The 24,185-nt window shown below is 71.4% G+C and carries 18 protein-coding genes; 7 read left to right on the top strand and 11 right to left on the bottom strand.

Annotated elements, in window-relative coordinates; genetic code table 11:
• Positions 1–66 precede the first annotated feature (66 nt).
• Positions 67–879 carry a dienelactone hydrolase gene (locus tag ABZ193_RS27180; protein WP_020420007.1) on the top strand — a complete coding sequence of 271 codons (813 nt, stop codon included), beginning with the start codon at positions 67–69 and terminating at the stop codon, positions 877–879.
• Positions 880–1,232: 353 nt separating this feature from the next.
• On the opposite strand, the gene ABZ193_RS27175 is transcribed toward ABZ193_RS27180, so the two are convergent.
• The 6 genes from ABZ193_RS27175 to rplM form a co-directional block, all read right to left on the bottom strand.
• Positions 1,233–1,604, bottom strand: coding sequence for a hypothetical protein (locus ABZ193_RS27175; protein WP_354711964.1), 372 nt, complete (start codon positions 1,602–1,604; stop codon positions 1,233–1,235).
• Positions 1,601–4,177: a hypothetical protein gene (locus ABZ193_RS27170; RefSeq protein ID WP_354711962.1), complete on the bottom strand. Its 2,577-nt coding sequence runs from the start codon at positions 4,175–4,177 to the stop codon at positions 1,601–1,603. Before ABZ193_RS27170 ends, ABZ193_RS27175 begins: the two co-directional genes overlap by 4 nt.
• Entirely contained in the window at positions 4,177–4,485 is a 309-nt protein-coding gene (locus tag ABZ193_RS27165; protein WP_354711961.1) for a hypothetical protein, read from the bottom strand. The genes ABZ193_RS27170 and ABZ193_RS27165 overlap by 1 nt, the downstream gene beginning before the upstream one ends.
• A 67-nt stretch (positions 4,486–4,552) precedes the next feature.
• Positions 4,553–5,887: a phosphoglucosamine mutase gene (gene glmM / locus ABZ193_RS27160; protein WP_354711960.1), complete on the bottom strand. Its 1,335-nt coding sequence runs from the start codon at positions 5,885–5,887 to the stop codon at positions 4,553–4,555.
• A gap of 210 nt (positions 5,888–6,097) precedes the next feature.
• Entirely contained in the window at positions 6,098–6,580 is a 483-nt protein-coding gene (gene rpsI / locus ABZ193_RS27155; RefSeq protein WP_017986651.1) for a 30S ribosomal protein S9, read from the bottom strand.
• 14 nt (positions 6,581–6,594) lie between these two features.
• Complete coding sequence (rplM, locus tag ABZ193_RS27150; protein ID WP_020420002.1) at positions 6,595–7,047, bottom strand: 50S ribosomal protein L13; 453 nt, start codon at positions 7,045–7,047, stop codon at positions 6,595–6,597.
• 232 nt (positions 7,048–7,279) lie between these two features.
• Here rplM and ABZ193_RS27145 point away from each other — a divergent pair, with 232 nt between their 5' ends.
• Both ABZ193_RS27145 and ABZ193_RS27140 read left to right on the top strand, forming a co-directional pair.
• Positions 7,280–8,137 (top strand): hypothetical protein, encoded by an 858-nt coding sequence (locus ABZ193_RS27145; RefSeq protein WP_020420001.1) that lies wholly within the window; start codon positions 7,280–7,282, stop codon positions 8,135–8,137.
• A gap of 617 nt (positions 8,138–8,754) precedes the next feature.
• Entirely contained in the window at positions 8,755–9,210 is a 456-nt protein-coding gene (locus ABZ193_RS27140; protein WP_354711958.1) for a DUF4333 domain-containing protein, read from the top strand.
• Between the two features lie 53 nt (positions 9,211–9,263).
• Here ABZ193_RS27140 and ABZ193_RS27135 read toward each other — a convergent pair whose 3' ends face one another.
• The 4 genes from ABZ193_RS27135 to eccCa all read right to left on the bottom strand — a co-directional run bounded on the left by ABZ193_RS27135 (position 9,264) and on the right by eccCa (position 16,081).
• Positions 9,264–9,557, bottom strand: a complete 294-nt coding sequence (locus ABZ193_RS27135) for a WXG100 family type VII secretion target (protein WP_027936162.1) — start codon at positions 9,555–9,557, stop codon at positions 9,264–9,266.
• A gap of 53 nt (positions 9,558–9,610) precedes the next feature.
• On the bottom strand, positions 9,611–9,928 hold the full coding sequence (locus ABZ193_RS27130; protein WP_017986646.1) for a WXG100 family type VII secretion target: 318 nt from the start codon (positions 9,926–9,928) through the stop codon (positions 9,611–9,613).
• Positions 9,929–10,080: 152 nt separating this feature from the next.
• Complete coding sequence (locus ABZ193_RS27125; RefSeq protein WP_354711957.1) at positions 10,081–11,997, bottom strand: type VII secretion-associated protein; 1,917 nt, start codon at positions 11,995–11,997, stop codon at positions 10,081–10,083.
• A gap of 73 nt (positions 11,998–12,070) precedes the next feature.
• Entirely contained in the window at positions 12,071–16,081 is a 4,011-nt protein-coding gene (eccCa, locus tag ABZ193_RS27120; RefSeq protein ID WP_237339590.1) for a type VII secretion protein EccCa, read from the bottom strand.
• Positions 16,082–16,385: 304 nt separating this feature from the next.
• Here eccCa and eccD point away from each other — a divergent pair, with 304 nt between their 5' ends.
• A complete protein-coding gene (gene eccD, locus ABZ193_RS27115) occupies positions 16,386–17,750 on the top strand; it encodes a type VII secretion integral membrane protein EccD (RefSeq protein WP_020417579.1) in 1,365 nt (454 codons plus the stop codon).
• Positions 17,751–17,773: 23 nt separating this feature from the next.
• Positions 17,774–19,219 carry a type VII secretion-associated serine protease mycosin gene (gene mycP / locus ABZ193_RS27110; RefSeq protein WP_354711956.1) on the top strand — a complete coding sequence of 482 codons (1,446 nt, stop codon included), beginning with the start codon at positions 17,774–17,776 and terminating at the stop codon, positions 19,217–19,219.
• A gap of 546 nt (positions 19,220–19,765) precedes the next feature.
• Here mycP and eccB read toward each other — a convergent pair.
• Positions 19,766–21,394, bottom strand: a complete 1,629-nt coding sequence (gene eccB, locus ABZ193_RS27105) for a type VII secretion protein EccB (protein ID WP_354711954.1) — start codon at positions 21,392–21,394, stop codon at positions 19,766–19,768.
• Positions 21,395–21,876: 482 nt separating this feature from the next.
• Here eccB and eccE point away from each other — a divergent pair, with 482 nt between their 5' ends.
• Together eccE and ABZ193_RS27095 are read left to right on the top strand one after the other, a co-directional pair.
• The gene (eccE, locus tag ABZ193_RS27100; RefSeq protein ID WP_020417575.1) at positions 21,877–23,055 is read left to right on the top strand and encodes a type VII secretion protein EccE; all 1,179 of its coding nucleotides are present in this window, start codon (positions 21,877–21,879) and stop codon (positions 23,053–23,055) included.
• Positions 23,052–23,774, top strand: a complete 723-nt coding sequence (locus tag ABZ193_RS27095; RefSeq protein ID WP_020417574.1) for a hypothetical protein — start codon at positions 23,052–23,054, stop codon at positions 23,772–23,774. Before eccE ends, ABZ193_RS27095 begins: the two co-directional genes overlap by 4 nt.
• Positions 23,775–24,185: the final 411 nt, after the last annotated feature.

Here is a 24,185-nt window from a genome sequence, read left to right as displayed (position 1 = left end):
GCGAAACCGCGCTTCCGAAGGATGTTGCGCGGCCGTGCCGGGGCGGGCTGCCCTAAGCTCTCGACCATGGTCAGCAAGCCCAAGGAGCTGCTCGAAGAGCTGTCGCACGCGGGACCGCACGACGTGCTGCGGGGCAACCTCGCGCTCGCCGGATTGCCCGGTGTGGTGTTCACCCCACGAAGCGGCCTCGGGCTGCCGGCGGTGGCCTTCGGGCACGGTTGGTTGCAGCCGCCCGGGCGGTACCGCGGGCTGCTGGCGCATCTGGCGAGCTGGGGCATCGTGGCCGCCGCGCCCGCGACGCAGCTCGGTCCGCTGCCGTCGCACCGCCTGCTGGCCGCGGACCTGCGCACGACGCTCGACGTGGTGACCGGGGTGCGGCTCGGCCCGGACGCGATCAGCGTCGACCGGGACCGGCTTGGCCTGGCGGGCCACTCGACCGGCGGCGGATCGGCGGTGCTGGCCGCGGCCTCGGGCGGGGTGCGCGGGGTGGCGACGTTCGCCGCGGCGCAGACGTTGCCGTCGGCGAGCGCGGCCGCGGTGCACGTGACGGCGCCCGGGCTGCACCTCGCCGCGGACGGCGACCTGGTCGCCCCGGCGGGCGGCAACGCCGAGTCGATAGCCAAGGCGTGGGGCGGGCCGGTCCAGTACCGGAAGGTCGACAAGTCGACGCACCTGGCGTTGACTGAGGGCAGCCACTGGAGCCAGCGCCTGCTGCACGGGAAGCCGAACCACCGGACGCAGGTGCTGGTGCGGGCCCTGTTCACGGCGTTCTTCCTGACGCATCTGACCGGGACGGACAAGTACCGGCCGCTGCTGGAGACGGACGTGAAGCGCGCCGAAATCGACTTCTCGCGCGACGCGTTGCCGGTGGCTGCGTAGCTGCGCCTCCGTCCGCCGCAGGAGTCCGGCCGCGCGCGTTCGGGGGCAGCCGGCGCCCCACCAGCGCCGTCCGCGCCCGCCCCGCCGCCCGCAGAAGCCCAGCGCGCACGTTCCGGGGGCAACCGGCGCCCCACCGGCGCCGCCCACGCCCGCCCAGCCACAACACCCCGCCGCCCGCAGAAGCCCAGCCGCGCACGTGCTGGGCCAACCGGCGCCCCACCAGCGCCATCCGCACCCGCCCAGCCACAACACCCCGCCGCCGCCAGAAGCCCAGCCCGCGCCGGGGCAGCCTCACCACAGCCCCCGCCCCTCGGCCACAACACCCCACAGGAGTCGGGTCGCGGGCTTTGGGATCAGCCCAGCCAGTCCTTGTTCGAGTAGTCGTCCTCGGGTTCGTCGGGGCGGGCGTGGCGGCCTCGGCGCGCCGGGGGTCCCGGTGGGGGCGCGTGGCGGTTCGTCGGTTCAGTCGCCATCTCGGGGTCTTCGAAGTCCATGCCCAGTGAGGCGTTGGGGTCGGTCTTCTCGGGCAGCTCCCAACCGGCGGCTGTCCTCGTGCGGGCGGCCTGCTCGGCGAGGCGCTGCACGCTCGCGGCGGCCTCACGCGTGAGGTCGCCGGCGCGGGCCTGGCTCTCCGCAAGACTCGTCTCGACGCGGCGGCCGATCAGGTCCTGACGGGCGACGCGCTCGGCGGCGATCGCGTCGAGCTTCGTCTGGAACTCGCTCACCTGCGGGTTTCCTCCTCGTCCAGGGAGCCGCTGATGCGGCCACCCGAGCCGGGGCTGTCGAAGATGTCGCCGTCGACGCGGTAGGCGCGGGAGGACCGCTCGGGATCCTCACCACCCTGGTTCCCCGCGGCGGCGGGTGGCAGGCCGCCGAGCATGCTCATCTCGCTGGGATCGACAGCCGCGCCGACCGGATCAAGCCCCGGCGCGGTGCCGAGGGCGGCCCCGGACGCCGGAGGCGCCGAGGAGTGCCCGATCGAGCCGGGATCGCCGAGAGAGCCGCTCACGGCCCCCTGCTCGGCCAGTCCATCGGAAACCCCACCCAGCGCGGCGGCCGGGGTGGTGTGCTCCTGCCCGCCCAGCGCGGTCCCGGCCGGGACCTCCGGGTCGGGAGGCACAAGGGACGGCACGCCACCGGCTGGGCCGGAGGGAACGTGATCCGAACCAGCCGAGCCGAAAGCGGTTGGCTGGGCGCCATCGGGCGCGCCAGCGGCGCCCGTGCCGAGATCGGGCAAGGAGCCGGAGTTTCCAGAGGACGCCAGGACGTCAGCGAAGACGCCAGCCGCCCCCGCGCGCTGAGCCGCATCAGCGAGGGGGCCAGCACCTCCGAAGGCCTCCGCGTGGGCGGGGTCATTGGAACCCCCAGCCACCGGCCTCTGGGCTCCATCGGCGAGCGGGGCGAAGTCCGCGGCGCCAGCTGACTGGCCGGGGCCGCCGAATGCGCCGCTCGCGCCGAGGCGCTGGGCTGGGTCGGTGGAGAGGCCGGGGGCGGACCCGGCGGCGCCGGGTGTGGCGGTCCGGGCGGGCGGCTCCCCATCCAGGGGGTACGTCGTCGGGGCACCGGGGACGGACCCGGGGCCGCCGGGCGCGGTTGGCTCCTCGCCGAGGGTGTACGTCGTTGGGGTGCCCGTGCCGTCGTCGAGCGTGATCACCGTTGGGCCGGTCTCGCCGGCTGGGCGTTCGGCTGTGATGTGCAGTGGGCCGTCGTCGATGTGGATCTTGCCGTCGGCGGCCGGGGTGTACGCGGGGGTCGCCGGGTCGGGGGTGCCCCACGTGAGCTGGTAGTCCTTCGGCTGACCGTCGCCGTTGTCGATCTTGATGGCCATTCGGCCGGTCTGGTCCGGCTCGGTCAGTTCGAGCTTGCTGTCGCCCCGCTGGACCGTCAGCGTGTCCTGCTCGTCCGGCACCGGCGCGGCGGCCGGCACGGCGGGCGCCACCGCCGGGGGCACGACCGGAGGGGCAAGTGGTGGTGTCGCACCCGCGCCACCCGCCGCACCCGCCGGGCCAGCGCCACCCGCGAAACCCGCGCCGCCCGCCGAGCCACCGCCACCCGCCGAACCCGCGGCGCCACCGCCGGCGCCGCCCGCGCCACCGGCACCGGAGCTCTGCGGCGCGACCGGCGCGGCCTCGCCGACCGCAGCGAACGGGTTGTCCGGCACCTGCTGCAACTCGGTGTTCAACGCCGACCACTGGGCCGCCACCGCGACGCGCGTGTTCTCGCACATCGTCTGGAACTCGCCGACGAAACCGGCGAACCAGCGGCAGAACTCCGCCAGCCAGCTCTTCGCCCACGACTGCACCGCGTCCAGCAGCTCGTCCGACATCCCGAACGACGAGCCCACCAGCAGCTGCCCCGCCAACGGCGAATGCTGCCCCAGCAGGAACGGGATGAAGTGCTTGAAGTCGTCCGCGCTGGCGTTGCGCCCCAGCTCCGCGATCCGCGCGAGGCGCGAGGTGTCCTGCGCCGTCAGGCCCTGCTGCTGCGGCCACGTCTGGAACGCGTACTGCAGCACCCACGAAGCCTTGTCCCGGCACGAGCCGGCGACCGCGGCGATCGTCCGGTTCACCACGTCCGCCGCGTGCTCCAGCGACTGCTCGACGGCCCTGACCCCGTCCCCGAACTTCGTCCAGGACGCCGCCGCCGCGCTCTTCCCGTCGCCCTCCCACGAGCCGAACAACGCCTGCATCGCGGAGTTCTGCGACGGCGCCGCGTCCGCGACCGACTCCCGCACCTGCACGATCTCGGTCACCCCCGCGGCGAACTTGTCGAACGGGATGTCGCGCTGCTCGTCGTAGCGGTCGATCAGCTCCTGCAAGCGGAAATCCGGCAACCCGGGCGCCGCCACCGCGCGCGCCCTGCTGTAGACGGGCAGCCACACCCGGAAACTGTCCAGCCCCGGCACGCCGGCGTCGAGGATCTCGTTCGAGTTCGCCGCCCCCGGGCTGGTGTCCGACCCCTTCAGCGAGTCGAGGCGCGCCTTCCCGTCGTCGACCGCCCGCGCCTGCGCCTCGCGCGCCGCCTGCATGTTCGCGTCGTGCTTGCCCTGCGCCGCGGAGTACGCGTCGTAGGCGAAGGCGCCGTCCTGGAGGTCCCGGTCGGTGAACCCGAACCGGTCCTGATAGGACTCCAGCAGCTCCTTCTTCTCGTTCTCGTTCGCGAAGCCGTAGACGACCGGGTCGACGTCACCGATCGCGTCGAAGTAGCGGACGAGCAGGGTGCGCTTGGTCTCGTCGTCGATCCCCGGGTCGTCGACGAGCTGCCGGACCTCCTCGATCGTGGGCAGCCGCTCCGCCATCAGCTCGCCGCCGTCCGCACGTCGCCCTGGGACCGGTCGTCCGCCGCCGTGTAGGACCCGCTCGCGCGGCCCAGCTTGTCCGCGAACTCACCGGAGGCCCGCACGTAGCTGTCCACACAGGCCACCAGCCGCTGCACACCCGCCTGGTACCCGGCGAAGGACTCGTGGTGCTTGCGGCCGAAGTCCTCGGCCGTGATCCGCACGTCCTTGAGGTTGGGCAGCGTGTACCGCAGCTGCGTCCCCGGCTCCTCCCGCACCGTGCCGGCGGCGGCGCTGAGCTGCTGCGGATCGACCTCGTACCCGGCCACGACCACTCCCCCTCGCTCCGTGTCGTGCACAGAACATACCTACCGGGTACGACAATCCGCAGTCGGTTCAGGAGACAGACGAAACGACTCCGGCGAGGCGGTCCGCGGCGGCCTGGGCGGTTTCCTGTGACGGCGCCTCGACCATCACCCGCACCAGCTGCTCGGTGCCGGACGGGCGCAGCAGGACGCGGCCCTCGTCGCCCAGCTCGGCCTCCACGGCCTCGACGGCTTCGCGCACGACGTCGGACTTCGCGACCGTCGCCTTGTCGGAGACCCGCACGTTGACCAGCACCTGGGGCAGCTTGCGCATCACGCCGGCCAGCTCGGCCAGCGGCTTGCCGGTCGACGCGACCCGGCTCATCACCCGCAGCGCGGTGAGCAGGCCGTCGCCGGTGGTGGCGAGCGCCGGGAACACCACGTGGCCGGACTGCTCGCCGCCCAGCGCGTACCCGCCCGCGCGCAGCTCCTCCAGCACGTACCGGTCGCCGACGGCCGTGGTGCGCAGGTCGACCCGGTGGTCGCGCATGGCCAGGTGCAGGCCGAGGTTGCTCATCACGGTCGCGACGAGGGTGTCGTGGGTCAGCTCCCCGGCCTCGGCCATCGCGAGCGCCAGGATCGCCATGATCTGGTCGCCGTCCACCAGCTCGCCGGAGGCGTCCACGGCGAGGCAGCGGTCGGCGTCGCCGTCGTGGGCGATGCCCAGGTCGGCGCCGTGCTCGACCACCATCGCCTGGAGCTTCTCCGGGTGGGTCGAGCCGCAGCCCTCGTTGATGTTGATGCCGTCCGGCTCCGCGTGGATGGCGATGACCTCGGCCCCGGCCTTGCGGTAGACCTCGGGCGCGGCGAACGAGGCCGCGCCGTTGGCGCAGTCGACGACGATCCGCAGGCCCGTGAGCGGGTGCGGGGTGGCCGCGAGCAGGTGGTTCGTGTAGCGCTCGAGGGCGTCGTCGACGTCGCTGACCCGGCCGATCTCCGCGCCGGTCGGGCGGGGGCCGTCACCGGTCAGGCCCGCCTCGATCTCGTCCTCGATGCCGTCCGGGAGCTTGTGCCCGCCGGAGGCGAAGAGCTTGATGCCGTTGTCCGGCATGGGGTTGTGCGACGCGGAGATCATCACGCCGAGGTCGGCTTCGAGGGCGCCGACCAGATGGGCGACCGCGGGGGTCGGCTGGACACCCACACGGAGGACGTCCGCGCCCGCCGACGCGAGGCCGGCCACGACGGCGGCCTCCAGCATCTCGCCGCTGGCCCGGGGGTCCCGCCCGACGACCGCGACCGGACGGTGCGAGCGGTCGTGCGCGGCGAGCACACGGGCCGCGCTGGCCGCCACGGACAGCGCCAGCTCCGGGGTCAGCTCCCCGTTGGCGAGGCCTCGAACCCCGTCGGTGCCGAAAAGGCGAGCCATCTCATCCTCTCCTCGAGCGTGCAACCCCGACAACCTAGCGTCCCCCGGTTCGACGGTAACGCTCCCCCGGAGCATCGTCGCCAGGGTGCGTTCCGCTGGAAGAACGCGGTTTTCGCACGTTACATACCCAGCCTGGGTGTCACCTGCACAGGAACGACGAAGGCGCCCACCCGGAACCGGATGGGCGCCTTCGCGTCGGACTGGCGCAGGTCAGCGCTTGCTGTACTGCGGAGCCTTGCGGGCCTTCTTGAGGCCGTACTTCTTGCGCTCGGTCGCACGCGCGTCGCGGGTCAGGAACCCGGCCTTCTTCAGCGCGGGACGGTCGTCGGCGTCGACCTCGACCAGGGCGCGAGCGATCGCGAGGCGCAGCGCGCCCGCCTGGCCCGAGATGCCGCCACCGGTCAGGTTGCCGAAGATGTCGAACGAGTCCGGCTTCTCGACGGTCACCAGGGGCTCGCGGATGAGCTGCTGGTGCACCTTGTTCGGGAAGTACTCCTCCAGGCTGCGCCCGTTGAGCTTGAACTTGCCGGTGCCGGGGACGAGCCGCACGCGGACGACGGCCTCCTTGCGACGGCCGACGGTCTGGGCGGAGCCACCGGCAGCGCGGGACGGCCGCGGCGCGGCCGGCGTCTCGCTGGTCACGACCGCCTCGGTGGCCTCGGGGGCCTCGGTCTCGGTCTCCGTGCTGGTCACAGACACTTCCTCACTCACTTGGCGACCTGCGCGATCTTGGTGATCTCGAACGGCTGCGGCTGCTGCGCAGCGTGCGGGTGCTGCGGGCCTGCGTAGACCTTCAGCTTCTTCGCCTGGGCGCGGCCGAGCTTGTTCTTCGGCAGCATGCCCTTGACGACCTTCTCCAGCAGCCGGTCGGGCCGGGTGTCGAGCAGCTCGCCGAACGAGCGCTTGCGCAGACCGCCCGGGTAGCCGCTGTGCCGGTACGCGAACTTCTGGTCGCGCTTGTTACCGGTCAGGCGGACCTTCTCGGCGTTGACGATGATGACGAAGTCACCGGTGTCCACGTGTGGTGCATACGTGGGCTTGTGCTTGCCGCGCAGCAGCGTGGCGACCTCGGTCGCGAGCCGGCCGAGCACGACATCCTCGGCATCGATCACATGCCAGGCACGGGTGACATCGCCAGGCTTAGGGCTGTACGTGGGCAAGGGTTTACCTCGTGGTCAACGGTGCGTTTGGGGTCGAGTGCGTACCCAGCGCGAACGCTTGCTGCACGCACAACGACATATAAAGATACCCGCCGGGTTCGGCGACCTTGAAGGCGGGGTGTCCCCGGCCTACATACTAGGGTTGCGCGCAGTCGAGAACACGGTTTTCCGCCTGGAGGGGGCCACCGGCGTGTCCGCGCGAACGAGATCCAGCCTACCGAGGTTCACCGCGGTGCTCGCCACCGTGGCCCTGCTCGCCGGGTGCGGCAGCGCCAAGGCGGGGACGCCCGTGCCCGACGGCGAGGACGCCGCCGCCTACGTGAGCGCGAAGTTCGACGAGACGCTCAACAAGCTGTCCGACCAGTTCAGCGCCAACGAGACCCGGAAGACCCGGCTGGACCAGGTGGTGCGCTTCGACGAGCGGCGCCTGAACGCGACGATCAGCGCGGTGCAACTGGGGCACCCGCCCGCGCGGCTGAGCCGCAACCACTCGAACCTCGACTCGAACGAGTACCTGGACGTCTACCACCCGGCCAACAGCCCGGTCGAGTACATGCTGCTCGGGCCCGTGTACGCCAGTCTCGCGCCGACGCCGTGGGTGCAGATGCCGTACACGTCGGGCCAGTACAACGAGTGCTACTGGGAGGGCGCGCAGACGGTCTGCAAGATGCTCGGCGCCGTGCAGGACTCGGTGGAGGGCGGCCACGGCGCGAAGAGCGCCAACAGCAAGCCCGACGGCAGCGTCGAGCTGATGGCCGAGGTGACCCTGACGGCGTTCATCGAGAACGACGTGGTGACCTTCCCCGCCGCGATCAGCTCCGAGCTGACGGCCGAGATGAAGGCGCAGACGCTGCAGACGCGAGTCGTGCTGGACCCGCGGGGCAAGCTGACCGAGATCGAGATGACGGGCAAGATCACCGGCAACGGGCACGAACTGGAGATCGACTACCACTACCGGCTCGACGGCACGCCGTCCGAGGTCGACCTGCCGAAGATCCCGGACCCGTCGCAGGTCACGGTGCTGGCGGACAGCGCGGCGGTGTCGGATTTCTACGCCCGGATGGACGACATCCAGGGGCAGGGCAGGTGAGTGGCGTGAACCAGCCGCAACAGCCGGGGTGGCAGCCGGGACAGCAGAATCCCGCCGGCGGACCGGTCCCCCAGCCCTGGGGACAACAGGGCCCGGCCGGCGGGCCGGTTCCGCAGCAGTGGGGCCAGCAGCCCACTGACCAAGCGGGCGCGGCCGCACCCTGGGGCCAGCCCGGCCAGCAGAATCCCGCCAGCGGGCCGGTGCCCCAGCCGTGGGGGCAACAGCCCGCCGACCAGACCGGCCCGGCGAACGGCCCTGCCGCATCTTGGGGCCAGCCCGGCCAGCACAACCCCGCCAGCGGGCCGGTCCCCCAACCATGGGGGCAACAGCCAGCCGACCAGACCGGTCCGGCTACCTCCTGGGGCCAGCCCGGCCAGCACAACCCCGCGAGCGGGCCGGTCCCCCAGCCTTGGGGCCAGCAGTCCGCCGAAACCGGCTCCCTACCGCCCGGGCAGAACTGGGGCCAGCAGGGCCCGGCCAGCGGGCCGGTTCCGCAGCAGTGGGGCCAGCAGCCCACTGACCAAGCGGGCACGGCCGCTCCCTGGGGCCAGCCCAGCCAGCACAACCCCACCAGCGGGCCGGTCCCCCAACCGTGGAGCCCGCACGAAACCGGCCAGGTGCCGCCCGGCCAGGGGTGGAACCAGCCCGGCCAGGCGCAGCACCAACCCTCCAGCCCCGCGACCGGCCCCCAGCCCCAGCAAGGCGGGCAGTGGCAGCCGAGCTACGGGGGGTTCGGCGCGTTCGGCGAGCAGAAGCCCAAGCGCTCCAAGAAGCCGTTCCTGATCGGCGCCGCCGTGGTCGTGCTGCTCGGCGGGGGTGGCGTCGGCGCGTGGCTGCTCGGCGCGTTCCAGGGGGACACCCTCGACCGGGCCGCGGTCCAGGACGGCGTCGTCAAGATCCTCCGCGAGGACTTCGGCGAAGGAGACGTCAAGAACGCACAGTGCCCCGAGGACCAGCCGGTCCGCACGGGCACCACGTTCGAATGCACGGTGACCGTTGCGGGACAACCGAAAAAGGTCACCGTCCGCGTCCTCAACGACCAGGCGCAGTACGAAGTCGGAATGCCGCGCTGACCAACGGAAAAAGGCCCCGGCGCACAACGCCGGGGCCCCTTCCGGGAAAAAACTCAGCCGCCGAACATCTTGGTGATGCCGGTGTCCGTGGACTGGTAGCCGTCCGCGATCTGCGGCAGCGCGGTGGCGATGCGGGCGAGGAGACCCTTCATGTCCTCCAGCGCGCGGTTCCACTCCTCCTGCCGGTCGTGCCACGCCTGCTGCGCGTCACCGGTCCAGCTGTTGGTCAGCGGAGCGAGGTCCGACTTCAACTGGGTGAAGAGGTTCTCCAGCTCGCCGCCGGTCTTGTTGCAGTCCTCGGCCGCCTGGTGGATGGTGGCGTAATCGACCTTCATCGGGCCCGACATGATTGTCCTTTCTGGTCTGGAAGTCAGGTGTGGTGACGGCGCTCAGGCCGCGATCACAGGCCCTCGAGAGCGGCCTGGAGCGAGCTCAGCTGCTGGTTGACTTCCTGGTCCTGCACCTCGTACTGGACACCGGAGGACTTGAGCATCTCGCCGATGTGCTCGAGCGCGTCGTTCAGCTTCGCCGACTTCTGGGCGAACGCGTCCATGACGTCCTGGAACACCTTGGCCGCCGGACCGGTCCAGCCAGCCTGCGTGGCCTCGATGTTGTTGGCCAGCTGCATCAGGTTCTGGTCCATCGCCAGCTTGGCCTCGGACACCTTCAGGTGCGCGGCCGCGAATTCTGCCGGATCCCCTTCAAAGCCGCCTGCCATGAGGAACTACCCCCTTCGTCGTGGTGTTGTCCGTAACGATCCCAACCGCCTACGGACCTACGACGATGACCTTGCCATGGCCGGTTCCGCCTTGTCCCGCCGTTCGCGGAAGTAGTTGCGCGTGTGAATGCCGCGCTCACCCGAACGGGTTTTCACGCGCTGATGTTGAGCGTCCGGATCACCTGCGTGCACGCGGCGTCCACGCGCTGACGCGCGTTTTCGTTCGCATACACGCACCCGACGTTCACCTGGACGTTCCCCTGCGCCAGCGCGTACCAGTCGATCGACGCGTTCTGGCCGGGCAGGACCTGGTGGTAGAAGACCACTTTCCGGCCGGCGTAGGTGGCTTCCGGGTTGAACCCGGAGTACTGCGCGGGCGCCGCCTCGATCTGCGACCGCAACTCACTGACGAGCCGGCCGGGATCGGCCGACGCGTCGTAGGACAGCGGGTGCTCCTGGACCGACACCGAGTCGAACTGCTGCTGCGCGTCGTCCGGTTTGATCAGCGTCTCCCGCAGGTCCGGCGAGCCACCGGTCTGCGTCCAGTCCTGCGGCGCGGTGAACTGGTAGTGGTACTGCGCGACGACCTTCCCCGGCGGCGGTTCCGGCTCCCCGTCCGCGGTCAGCACGACCACCAGCCCGGCCACCGCGGCGACGACGAGCACGGCCGCGCCGCCGATGATCCACGGCAGCTTCGGCTTCTTCCGCGACGGTGGCGCGGGGATCCCGCGCGGCGGAGAACCCGGGCCGGAGCCGTGGTGGGCGGGGCGCGGCGGTCCGGGCGGCGGGCGGCGCACGCCCTGCGGCGCCTGGCGTGGCACGGCCGGACCGCTGAACCCGCCGGGCGGTGTCGGCGGCCGGGGCGAGAACCCCGGGCGCGGCGCGTTCGGGTTGCGCACCACCTCGGTGCGCTGGTCGGCGAGCTGCCGGGAAGGCACACGCGGCGGCGGCGCGGCGGGCGCCTTCTGGACCGCGAGCAGCGCGCCACGCGCGACCACCGTCTCCGGCTGGTCCAGAGTGGTCGGAACCACGCCGGTGCGCTCGTGGACCAGCCGCGAGATCATCGGGATCCGGCTCGAACCGCCGACCAGGAAGATCGCGCTGAGCTGCTTCGGGCGCAGCTCGGCCTCCTCGATCGCGGCGCACGTCAGTTCGACGGCGCGGCCCAGCGGCGCGGCGACCAGGCGCTCCAGGTCCTCCCGCGTCACGTGCGCGTCGGCGAACGGCGGCGGCATCGGCACGTCGGTGTAGGCGTGCCGGGACAGCGTTTCCTTGGCGCCGCGGACGTCCTGGCGTAGCACGCGGCGACGGCGCCGGTCGGTCAGCTCACGGCCCTCGACGAGCTGGCGCCACGCGTCCGGGTCTGCCGACGACACCAGGCTGCCGACGTGCTCCAGCAGCAACTGGTCGACGTCGGCGCCGCCGAAGCTCGGGTCGCCCCGCGTGGCGAGCACCTGGAACCCGCCGCGGTGGCCGGGGACCCGGCTCACCACGCTCACGTCCACCGTGCCGCCGCCGAGGTCGAGCACGGCCAGTGTCGCGCCGGGACGGTTGCTGATCTCGACCGTGCGGTCGGAGTTGATCTCCTCGGGCGCGAAGGTCGCGGCGTGGAACACCGCGGCCGCGACCGGCTCCGGCACGAGCGTGACCTCGCGGGCCAGACCACTCGCGGCCTGGCGCAGCAGCCGGGTGCGGACCGCGCCCCAGTCGGCCGGGTGGGTCAGCACGAGCAGCCCGACCTCGGCGTTGCTGGCGAGGCGGCGCGCCTCGGTGACGGCGCGTTCCAGCACCGCGCGCACGACGTCGGTGACCCGCAGGACGCGGTCGCCGAGCAGCAGCTCGCCCTCGTCGATGCGGCGCTTCGGGTTCGGCTCGTAGCGCGACGGGTCCATCGCCGCCTGCCGGTCGGCCTCCTGCCCGACGAACAGGGTGCCGTCGGCCGCCGCGTACACGGCCGAGGACATGAGCGGCTGCCCGTCGACGACGACCACCTGCGGCGGCCGCCCGTTCAGCGCGGCCACCACGCAGGTGCTCGACGTCCCGAAGTCCACTGCGACGCGCAAGGTCACGACGCGCCCCCGAGAAACGGCACCAGAGCCGCGACACGGCCCTGGTGCTCCGCTCCGATGTGGACGGTCCTGATCAGTCCGGCTGGATCCACGACACCTGCATCAACTGCTTGCCGACCTTGCGGCTCACCAGCACACCACGACCCGGCGGCATCGCGGACGGCTTGACGTTGCCCAGCAGCTGGCCCTCGTCCTTGCTGCCGTTCATCACGATGCCCGGCGCCGCGATCTCCTTCAGCTTGCCGATGATCGGGTCGTAGGCCGCCCGCGACGCGCCACCCGTGCGGCGCACCACGACCATGTGCAGGCCGACGTCCTTTGCCTGGGCCAGGAACTCCGACAGCGGCTTGAGCGGGTTGGACGTCTGCGTGGCCACCAGGTCGTAGTCGTCGACCACGATGAACAGCTCCGGCCCCTTCCACCAGGACCGGTTGCGCAGCTGCTCCTGCGTGACGTCCGGCCCGGGCAGCCGCCGGGTCATCGACCCCACGATGTCCTTGACCATGCCGTCCAGCTGGTTGGCCGACACCGCGTAGCCGAGCAGGTGGTTGCCCTCGACGAACCCGAGCATCGTGCGCCGGTAGTCCACCAGCACGATGACCGCTTCCTTCGCCGTGTACCGCTCGGTGATCCCGCGCGTGATCTGCCGCAGCAGGTTCGTCTTGCCGGACTCGCCGTCGGCGAAGGCGATGAAGTGCGGGTCGGCGTCGAAGTCCAGGTAGACCGGCGCCAGCTCGTCCTCGTTGATGCCGATCGGGATGAGCTTGGTGTGCCGCTGCTTGTCCATCGACAGCACGTCCTCGTAGGACACCATCTCCGGCAGCAGCCGCACCTGCGGCGCCGGGCGGCCCGGCCAGGCGGCCTTGATCTTCGCGACCGCGTCCGCGACGCCGGCGCCGATCGATTCCGGATCGCTCGACCCGTCGATCCGCGGCAAGCCGATCAGCATGTGCAGCCGGTCGCGGGTCAGGCCGCGGCCGGGACGGCCCTCGGGCACGTTCACCGCGGTACGGCGGTCGATGTCGGATTCGCTCGGGTCACCGAGCCGCAGCTCGAACCGCGTGCCCAGCATGTCCTTGATGGCCGGGCGGATGTCCGCCCACCGGTTCGCGGAGATGATCACGTGCACGCCGTAGGCCAGACCGCGCTGGGCCAGCGCGGTGATCTGCGGCTCCAGCTCCTCGAAGTCGTCGCGCAGGGCGCGCCAGCCGTCGACGATCAGGAACGCGTCGCCGAACGGGTCCTGCTCCGGGGTGATCTCGCCGCGGCGCTTGCGGTTGCGGAAGTCGGCCATCGAGTCGATGCCCAACTGCCCGAACAGGCCTTCCCGCTCGTTGGCGAGCGCGTTCAGCTCGGCCACGATGCGGCGCGCCTTGTCCGGCTCGCGCCGGGCCACCGCGACACCACCGACGTGCGGCAGGTCGGAGAGGCCGGCGAGCGTGCCACCACCGAGGTCGATGCAGTAGAACTGCGCCTCCTCCGGCGTGTTGGCCAGCGACAGCGACATGATCAGCGTGCGCAGGAGGGTCGACTTGCCCGACTGCGGACCACCGACGATCACACCGTGACCGGCAGCGCCGGAGAAGTCCGCCCACAGCGGGTCGCGCCGCTGCTCGAACGGCCGGTCGACGATGCCGATCGGCACCTGCAGCTTGCCGTTGCCGAAGAAGCCAACCGGCGACAGACCCCGGTCGTCGGTCGGGTTGAGGTTCGGCAGCAGCGTGTCCAGCGAGTTCGACTCGTCCAGCGGCGGCAGCCACACCTCGTGCGCGGGCGGGCCCTGGCCGATCAGGCGGTCGACGATGACCTCGAGCTCGGTCGGCTCGGTGCCCTCCTCCTGCTGCGGCTGGGGCGCGGCCTCGACGCGCACCGGCTCCGGTTCCGGCTCCGGCGGCAGCTCCACGAAGTCGGGCACGAACAGCTGCGGCCGCTTGTCGGCGCGCACGACGTTGGCCACCGGCCCGGCCGCCTGCATCCCGGCCGGCCGGTACGGACCGGACACGTAGGACGCCTTGAACCGGACCATTGTGGACGTGTCGTACTTCAGGTACCCGGAACCCGGGATCGACGGCAGCTCGAACGCGTCCGGCACGCCGATCGCGGCCCGCGATTCCGCGGCGGAGAACGTCTTCAGACCGATCCGGTAGGACAGGAACGTGTCCAGACCACGCAGCTTGCCCTCCTCCAGCCGCTGCGAGGCGAGCAGCATATGCATCTGCAGCGACCGGCCGACGCGGCCGATCTGGAGGAAGATGTCGATGAAGTCCGGTTTGGCCGTCAGCATCTCGGAGAACTCGTCGATGCAGATGAACAGCGCGGGCAGCGGGTCGAGGTCGGCGCCGTTCTCGCGGGCCTTCTCGTAGTCCCAGACGTTCTTGTAGTTGCCCTTCGCGAGCACTTCCTGGCGCCGCGCGACCTCGCCCGCGATCGCGTCCTTCATGCGGTCGACCAGCGTCAGGTCGCCGGCCAGGTTGGTGATCGTCGCCGCGACGTGCGGGGCCTTGTCCAGGCCGAGGAACGTCGCACCACCCTTGAAGTCGACCAGGATCATGTTCAGCGTCGTGCTGGAGTGCGTGGCCAGCAGGCCGAGCACCAGCGTGCGCAGGAACTCCGACTTACCGGAACCGGTCGCCCCGATGCACAGGCCGTGCGGGCCCATGCCCTCCATCGCGGCTTCCTTGATGTCCAGCTCGACGGCCTGCCCGAACTCGCCGATCCCGAACGGGACGCGGTAGCGGTCGCGCACCGGGCGCGGCCGCCAGGCCTGCTGCACGTCGAACGTCATCGGGTCGCCGGGGATGCCGAGCAGCTCCAGCAGCGTCGGGTTGGACAGCAGCGGCTCGTCCTCGCTCGCCTCCTGCGCGGCGCTGCCGACGCGGTACGGCGCGAGCTTGCGGGCCAGCGCCTCGCACTCGACGACGCTGAGCGTGTCCGGCTTGCCGAACCACTCGATGCCGCCGCCGCTGCGCGCGCCGACGCGTTCCTTCTCCACCACCAGGCGCAGGCCGCGGCGCGCGGCGAGGTTGCCCAGGGAGTCGGACAGGTCGATCAGGGTGACGCCGACCAGGCCCTCTTCGAGGATGATCTGCTCCTCGCGGGTGACCTCCGCGTCGTCCAGCACGATCACGATGTGCGGCTGGTCCGGCGACGGCGTCGCGTTGCGCGAGAACCGCGGCCGGTCACGCAGCTCCGCGTCCAGCCACTGCTCGATCTGCGCGAGCGAACCGGCCATCATGCGCAGCTGGCCGATGCCGTCGGCGAGCTCGGGGTGCTGCACGTGCGGCAGCCACTTCGCCCACTCCCACTCGGCCTTCGCGCGGCCGGTGGTGGCGAACGCGAGCAGCACGTCGTCACAGCTGTGGAAGGTGACCAGCTGGGCCAGCATCGCCCTGGTCAGCCCGCGGGTCAGCTCCTTGTCGCCGCTCAGGCTCACCGCCGCGAACCCGCGCAGGGTGATCTGGGTGGGCAGATCGGGGACGATCGAGTGGGCGCGCACGAACCGGCGCAGCGCCAGCGTCGCGATCGGCTCCAGCTCGTCGACCGGCCCGGTCTGCGGCGGCACCAGGCGCGTGGCCAGCCGGTGCGAGCTGCGCCCGACGCGCAGGTGCAGGAAGTCCTGGTCGTTCTGGCGGCGCTCCCACATGCGGCGGCTCGCGGCCAGCGACCACAGCGCCTGCGGATCCGGGTGCACCCACTCCAGCGACGCGCGCTGCTCGGCCATCGCCTCGCGGGCCCGCTCGCGCATCTGCCCGAGGTACCGCAGGTAGTCCTTGCGGTCCTCGTTCATCTCGGCCTTCTTGGCCCCGCCGCTCTTGCCGCCACCGGCGAACATCCCGCCCATCGACATGAGCATCATCAGCGGGAACATCAGGGTCAGCGGGCTGCGCGCGGCCGCACCGCCGGTGGTGAACATGACCACGACCATGCCCATGGTGGCCACGATCATGACCACCGGCATCATCTTCTGGACGACGTTGCCGGGGATCGTGCGGGGCACCTCGGGTGGCGGTTCGAGGTGGACCTCACCGCCCGGTGGGCGCGGCGCAGCAAGCCTTGGTGACCTCTTGAACTGCAGCGTGCTCACCGAAGGGTCCCCTCTTCAAGTCGTCCTGCTCCTCCAGCGCCCACACGGTAGCGAACAACGACCTCTTCCGAGGCCGAGACCGCCCAACCCGGCACCGATTGCCCGAATCCACCCCCGTGGCGGAGCCAGGTGCAGTAATACTAGGACCGCCCACCGACAGTCCGGAACGATCCGCGGGTGCACGTTGGGCAGGAATTCACGGGCAGCGGCTGCCGCGGACACGGTCGTTCGGTATAAGTAGCCCGCAGCATTCTCTCGGGTAGGGGGCAGGCAAGTGGCAACGGGCACGACGGTATTCAGCAGGGTGACGGTGGTCGCGCCCCGCACCAGGATCGACGTGGCGCTGCCGGCCGACGTCGCGGTCGCCGACCTGATGCCGATGCTGCTCGACATGGCCAGGGAGACCTCGCCGGACGGCGGCGCCCGCCACGGCGGCTGGGCGCTGGCCAAGCTGGGCGACGCGCCGCTCGACCCGAGCCGGACGCTCGCCTCGCTCGGCATCGTCGACGGCGACCTGCTGCAGCTGCGCAAGCGCAACGACAACCCGCCGCCGCCGCTGTACGACGACGTGGTCGACGCGATCGCCGACGCCCAGCCGGACACCTTCCGGCCGTGGACCAAGGAGACCGCGCGGCGCATCGGGCACATCGCGGGCGGCCTGGCGCTGTTCACCGCGGCCCTGGCCCTGTTCTTCGGCGGCCCGCTGTTCGGCGGGAACGGCCTGGCCGCCGCGCTCACCGCGGGTGTCGCCGCGATCGCGTGCCTCGCGGTCGGCGCGACGCTGGCCAAGGCCTACCAGGCCGAGGCGACCGGGGTGGTGATCGCCGCCGCGGGCGGGTTGCCGTTCGCGTTCGTCGCCGGGTTCTACGCCGTGCCCGGGCTGACCGTGCGGGCCAACCTGCTGCTGGCCAGCGGTTTGGTGGTGATCCTGGCCGCGGTCGCGATCATGATCATGGGCGCAGGCATCACGACGTTCATCGCCGCCGCCACGGCAGGCGTGATCGGGGTGGTCGCGTTCACCATCGCGACCCTGATCGCGCACCCTGCGGCCGGCATCGCCGCGGGCACCGCGGCCGGCGCGCTCGCGCTGATCTCCCTGCTGCCGCGCGCGACGATCTGGCTGGCCAAGCTGCCGCTGCCGCACGTGCCGGGCACCGCGGAGGAGCTCAAAGAGGACACGACGTTCCCGGACTACGCCGAGATCGAGCGCCGCACGGCCGTCGCCCACAACTACATGACCGGCCTGCTGATCGGGTGCGGCAGCGCGACCGCGATCGCCGCGATCATCACCGCGACCGCGCCCGGCGTGTGGGGCATCCTCACCGCCGCCGTCGCGACGATGGTGCTGCTGCTGCGCGCCCGCTCCTACGCCAACGGCAGCCAGGCCGTCGCGCTGCTGACCACGGGCATCGTGTCCGGCGCCGGCATCCTGATCGGCTGGCTGGGCACGCAGACGCCGATGGGCCGCCTGCTGTGGGTGTTCGGGGCGCTGGTGATCATCGGCGCGGGTTCGCTGGTGGTCGGCGTCGTGTTCCCCAACCAGCGGTTCTCGCCGCCGCTGCGCCGCACCGTCGAGATCTTCGAGGCGATCTGCATCGCCACCGTGCTGCCGCTCGCGCTGGCCGTCATGGACCTGTACGCCACGCTGCGGCACATCTCGTTCGGCTGAGCATGATTCGAGGGGGAACTCGCGTGCGGAGACTCGGTGCGCCCGGCCGGACGGCGACCGTCCTGCTGGCGGCGTCGATCGGCGTGCTGGCGACCGGGACGGCACAGGCGCAGACGGGCGGCACCGGCTCCGACGGTTACTGGGCGGTGCCGCCGCCGTTCGTCGCCAGCTACCTGCCCAGCGACAACGGTGGCCGCAACAGCTTCGACTACCAGCAGAAGAACGCCTGCGTGACGCGTGACCTCGGGCAGAAGGAGGTCGTGCTGCGGGAGAAGCCGTGGGGCCAGCAGTACCTCCAGATCGAGGAAGCCCAGCAGCTCGCCCGCGCCAAGACCGGTTCGGCTGGCGGCGGCATCCGGGTCGCAGTGATCGACACCGGCGTCACCCGGCACCCGTACCTGCCCCGGCTGGAGGGCGGCGGCGACTACGTCTCGGCCGGTGACAACGGCCTGAACGACTGCGACGGCCACGGCACCGAGGTGGCCGGGATCATCGCCGCGCAGACGCCGCAGGACCAGATCGGGTTCACCGGCGTCGCGCCCGACTCGACGATCGTGTCGATCCGGCAGTCCAGCCAGAACTACTCCAAACCGGACTCGGCGGGCGGCACCAGCGGCCAGCAGACCGGTGGACGGCAGCAGAACGACGCGAACGGCGCGGGCACCACGCTGTCGCTGGCGCAGGCGATCGTGCGCGCGGTGAACCTGAACGTCGACGTGATCAACATGTCGGTGGACAACTGCCGCCCCGCGGACGGCTCGATCACCGACGGCGAGCGGGCGATCCAGGCCGCGGTGCGGTACGCGGTGGACCGGAACGTGGTGGTCGTGGCCGCGGCGGGCAACACCTCCGAGACGTGCCCGCAGAACGACCAGGCCGACCCGAACAAGCCCCGGTCGATCGTGACGCCGCCGTGGTTCTCCGACGACGTGCTGTCGGTGGCGGCGATCGACGAGACCGGCGGGGTGGCGCCGTTCAGCGTGCACGGGCCGTGGGTGAGCGTGGCCGCGCCGGGCACGAACATCATCTCGCTGGACCCGTCGAAGGGCTCGTCGCAGCTGGCGAACCAGACGATCGAGAACGACAAGGCGACGCCCATCCAAGGGACGAGCTTCGCGGCGCCGTACGTGGCCGGGGTGGCGGCGCTGGTGGCGGCGCAGTACCCGAACCTGAACGCGCGGCAGATCATGAACCGGATCCGGGTGACCGCGCAGCACCCGGGCGCGCAGGGCGGCCGGGACAACTTCACCGGTTTTGGCGTGGTCAACCCGGTGGCGGCGCTGACGGCGATCGTGCCCGCCGAGGAGGGCCTGGCCGCGGAGGCGGGACGGCAGCTGCCGTCCGGGCTCCCGGAGGCGAACCCGAAGAACTGGACGCCGATGATCGTGGCGCTGGCAGGCACCGGCGGGGGTCTGGTGGTCCTGCTGGTCGTCATGTTCGTGATGAGGACCATCCGCCGCACACGCTGAGCGCGATCTTTGAACAAAACCCGAGCTGGGTGGTCATCCCGTCGCCTGACACGTAACGATCACCTTGAGCCTGGGCCGCAACCCAGGCTCTCTCCGGCAGCCGAACATGCCAACCTTGCGGCCCTGGCTCAAGGTGATATGCACAAACCGGAAGGCGACGGGATGACCACCCGGCGACCCACTGCACGAGGTGAGACGAGGCACCCAACCCCTGGTCATCCCGGAGCCTGCCCGTCCGGCGAGGACTCTTTTGATCTTTAGAGCCGCGCTGTCGCGCAAAAACAGCGCCTCACGGCGCTCGAACGGTCACCTTCCGACCACCCCCGCCCCCGATGCCTGATTGTGTTTCAGTCGCCGAGCAGCCGTGTCAAGGCGGGAAAGCGTGCCTTGACACGCCTGGTCGGCGACCAAAGATCGGCTGTGGATCGGGGGCGGGGGAGGTCTGGTTGGGGTAGTCGGCTGCTTTGCGTTGCCGGGCGGTGGTTTGGTGGCGGAGAAAAGAAAAGCGGCCCTCCGCTTTGCTTGAGGGCCGCTGTCTCTTGTGGACTAGTTGCCTGATGTGCCGGTGTTTCCGGACGCCTGTTGTTGCTGCGACGGGAAGCTCCCGGCGTTCGGCGAGACCGGCACCGAGTCGTAGCTCCGCTGGGCGTCCTGCACGTTCAGCGACGCTCCGGTGGGCAGGAGGCGCACGATGGCGTCCGGCGCCGGCCGTGGGTCGGTCAGGCCCAGTGCGTTGGCGGTGTTCGCGTCGGGGACGCCGTACCGCAGGCCCCGGTCGGTCACCAGTGAGATGGGGCCCGTGGCGAACGACTGCTTCGACGTCGCCGACCGGATGACCGCTCCGCGGCCCGGGGGCATGTAGAAGTTGTCGATCTTCAGGCCGTCCGGGCTGGGCTGGCCGATCTGGATCAGCTTCGCGTCGGCCGGGACCGGGAGCTGCGTTCCGACGTAGACGGCCGTGTGCTGGTCCTCGGTCGTCGGGTCGCCGGGGTTCACCACGTTCCAACCCAGGCAGGTCACCGGGGTCTGCGTCGGGTCCAGGACCGTCGGCAGCTTGGCCGGCATGGTGTCCACCTTGAGCGCGTCCGCGTCACCGGGCTGGATCTGGCGGATGCTGCTGATCACGTCCGGCCGCACCTCCTGCGGGCGCGGGGCGGCGTTGGAGTCGGACGAGAACCGGATCAGGTCGGCGACCGCCGGGGACACCCGCTGGATGCCGTTCTGCAGGATGACGTAGTTCACGTTGGTGCCGTCCGCGAACGGCACCGCGAACACGTCACCCACCGAGAGGCTGATGTTATCCAGCGCCGAGAACTGCGACGGACTGCCCTGTCCGGGAACTGACGGCGGGGTGAACGGCGTCACCTGCGGGATGGCGTTCAGCAGGCCGATCGAGATGCGCCGCGCGTTCTGTGGGTTCAGGCCCAGTGCCGTGTAGACACCGGCACGCTTCGGGTCCGGGTCGAGTTCAGCGCGCACCGTGTTCGCGTTGGGCTGGTTCGGGTTCCGCTCCAGGCGGTAGATCAGGTACGGCTTGCCGTTCTCGCCGACGGCCAGCACGGCCTCATTGTCGCCCAGCTCACGCCCCGGCTTGGACACACCGGCGAGCACCGTCGTCGCGTTCGTGGCCTGCTGCACGGCGACCTGGTCGGGCAGGTCGTCCCTGATGGTCAGCTGGTCGCACACCGCCCAGTCGTCGGAAACCCGCTGCGACGTGGTCGGCAGCAGCTGCGGACCGTCCACAATGCCCGTCAGCCGTCCGCGCGGGATGTCCTTCAGCTGGTCGTCGGGCACGACCGACGGCTCCACCGCCGACGTCGCCGCCGCGCCGCCCTGACCCGACTGCGCCATCAGCAGCAGCCGCGCTGAGGCCAGGTTGAAGGTCGGGACCAGCTGCTTCGGGTTGCCGGTGACGACGTAGATCGCGCCGGACTCCTTGCCGATCACGATGTTGCCCGAGTCCGGCACGGCCGGTTTCGGGCTGATCAACCCGAAGATCACGAAGCCGACGACACCGAGCAGCGCCAGGATGAACCCGACGATCGTCGCTCTGCCGTGGGTCCGCATCGGATCGTGGAGCATGACCGAGTCACGCCGCACCAGCGCGGACTGCATGCGGCGCAGCACGAACTGGTAAGCGTGAACTTGCGATTTCGTTGTCGGTGTAGACGGCATTCTCGACCTACTGCTCCCCGAGTCGCGGTACGGTTCCGCAGGATAGCGGTACGGGATCTCCGCCGGTGTGGGTTTCTCCCAACTCCGGCTAGGGTCGGGTTCCCGGCCGACCGGCTTGCCGGGATCGCTGTAGGTACGAGGGGAAGAACGAGCGGATGTCCGTCACCACTCCGCCACGTCCGGGTGGGCCCCCGGGTTCACCGCCGCCGAGGGGCCGTCCGCCGGGCCCGCCACCGCGTGGCGGCGTGCCGGGCGGGCCGGGAGGACCCGCCGGACCACGCGGCCCGCAGGGACCCGGAGGCCCCGGTGGGCCTGGCGGTCCAGGTGGTCGCGGCCCTGGTGGACCCGGTGGCCCTGGTGGACCCGGTGGCCCGGGCGGTCAGGGTGGGCCGCCGCCGGCGCAGCCGCCCCCCGAACGTCCCGCGCCGGTCGCTCCCCCGGCTCGCCGCCGCGTCCTGAACACCCGGCTCGGCCCGATCCCGGTGACCAACCTCGTGGTGCTCGAGATCGGCCTCGCGATCGGGCTGATCCTCATCGCGATCAACGAGTCGCTGCTCTACGTCGGCATCGGCGTCCTCGGCGCCGCGCTGATCATCGCGATCCTGCGGTGGCGCGGTCAGTGGTTCACCCAATGGGCTGGACTTACGATGCGCTACTCGTTCCGCAGCCACGACCGGGTGTCGACGCCGCCGAAGCCCGACGCCCAGGCCATCGCGACCGGCGACGTGTCCGTTACCGGCCCGGAGGACGTGCGCGTCAGCCTGCTGCGGCTCGTCGTGCCGGACCTGGTGGTCGCGCACGGCAAGGACCACGAGCTGCAGGAGGTCGGGCTCGCCTGGCACGACGGCACGTGGACCGCGGTCCTGCTCGTCGAGCCCACGCCCGCGCTGATCACGCAGGCCGGCGGCGCGCCGAGCCTGCCGCTGTCGGCGCTGGCGCCGTGCCTGGAGGACCGCGGCGTCGTCCTGGACTCCATCCAGATGATCTGGCACTGCTACCCGGGCAGCGCGGCGCTGCCCGCGGACTCGCCCGCGCTGACGTCCTACCTGGAGGTCCTCGGGCCGCTGCCGGCCGCGGCGCGACGCACCACGTGGGTGGCGATCCGGCTCGACCCGCGCCGGTGCCCGGACGCGGTCCGCGAGCGCGGCGGCGGCGTCGTCGGCGCGCACCGCGCCTTGATCGGCGCGCTGTCCCGCGTCCGCAACGCGCTGGAGTCGCAGGGCGTGCCGACCCGGCCGCTCAGCCCGGACGAGCTGCTGCGGGCCGGGATCTCGGCCGCCGAGCTGACCGCGGCCGTCGGTGGCGGCGCGAAGGTGAACCTGAAGGAGAGCTGGACCAGCGCGACGGCGGCGGGCATCGGCCACGCCAGCTACGCCGTCACCAGCTGGCCCAAGGGCAAGATCACGACCACGCTGAACGCGCTGACCAGCGTGCGCACGCTGTCGTCGACCGTGGCGATGTCCATCTCGCCCGCGGACGACGAGGGCAAGGTCGGCCTGCGCGGCGTGGTCCGGCTGAGCGCGCGCAACCCGCGTGAGCTGGACACCGCCGACGAGCGGCTCAACACGCTCGCCGAACGCGTCGGTGTGTCGCTGACCCCGCTGCGCGGCCTGCAGATCGACGGGCTCGCCGCGACCATGCCGATGGGAGGCACCGCATGAGCCTGCGGCTTCGTGACCCGGGCCGGAACACGGGCGTCGCGCCCGAGTTCGTGGTCGACCCGGTGCTGCTGGACGCGATCAGCCCGTCCGGTGACCGCGGCGGCATCGTCGTCGGCTCGGGCCTCAAGGGCGAGCCGCTGACCATCTCCGCCCTGAGGGCCACCCCCACCCGGATCGTGCTGGTGGGTGGCCTGTACCTGGCGCGGCAGGTGGCGCTGCGGGCGATGGCGGTCGGCGCGTGGGTGACCATCGCGACCGGGCGGCCGGCCGCGTGGCAGGTGCTGCCGAAGGCAGCGGGCAACCAGCCGAACGGGCGACCGTCGCCGCTGGTGACCATCCGGCGGCTGTCGCCGGTCGAGCTGCCGCGCCCCTCGGAGGACGCACCGCTGCTGGTGGTGACCGACGGCGGGCCGACGCCGCAGGACCTGTTCCCGCCCCGATCGCCCTGGCACACGACGGTTTACGTGCTGCCGTACCTGCACCCCCAGGCGACGACGATCGCGAACGCCGCGGACGTCGTGCTGATGCAGCGGCTGCCCGCCGGACAGGCCGAGCTGGCAGCCCGGATCTGGCGCCTGCCGCCGCAGATGGTGCGGCAGCTGACCACGCTGAAGGACGACCAGGTGGTGGCACTGGGCCAGAACCTCTGGCGCCCCCTCCGGCTGGTCACCACACCGAAGGAACAGTCACTACTGGGCCCAGTCCGCCGCGGCGACTGACGAGGCTCTTGATCTGTGAACAAAACCCCGAGCTGGGTGGTCATCCCGTCGCCTGACACTGGACGATCACCTTGAGCCGGGGCCGCAACCTCTCTGCTGGCGTGAGTTGACATGCCAACCTTGCGGCCCTGGCTCGAGGTGATATGCACAAACCGGAAGGCGACGGGATGACCACCCAGCGACCACCCACCCGAGGTGAGCTAACAACGGTCCCCTGGTCATCCCGGAGCCTGCCCGTCCGGCGAGGACTCTTTTGATCTTTAAAGCCGCGCTGTCGCGCGGAAAATGCGCCTCACGGCGCCGAACGGTCACCTTACGACCACCCCCGCCCCCGATGCCTGATTGTGTTTCAGTCGCCGAGCAGCGGCGTCAAGGCGGGAAAGAGTACCTTGACCCCGCTGATCGGCGACT

This window comes from Amycolatopsis sp. NPDC006125 (genome assembly GCF_040614195.1).
GTDB lineage: Bacteria > Actinomycetota > Actinomycetes > Mycobacteriales > Pseudonocardiaceae > Amycolatopsis_E > Amycolatopsis_E tucumanensis.
Note: the sequence above shows the minus strand (reverse complement) of the source record. Positions and strands in the feature narration are given on the sequence as shown.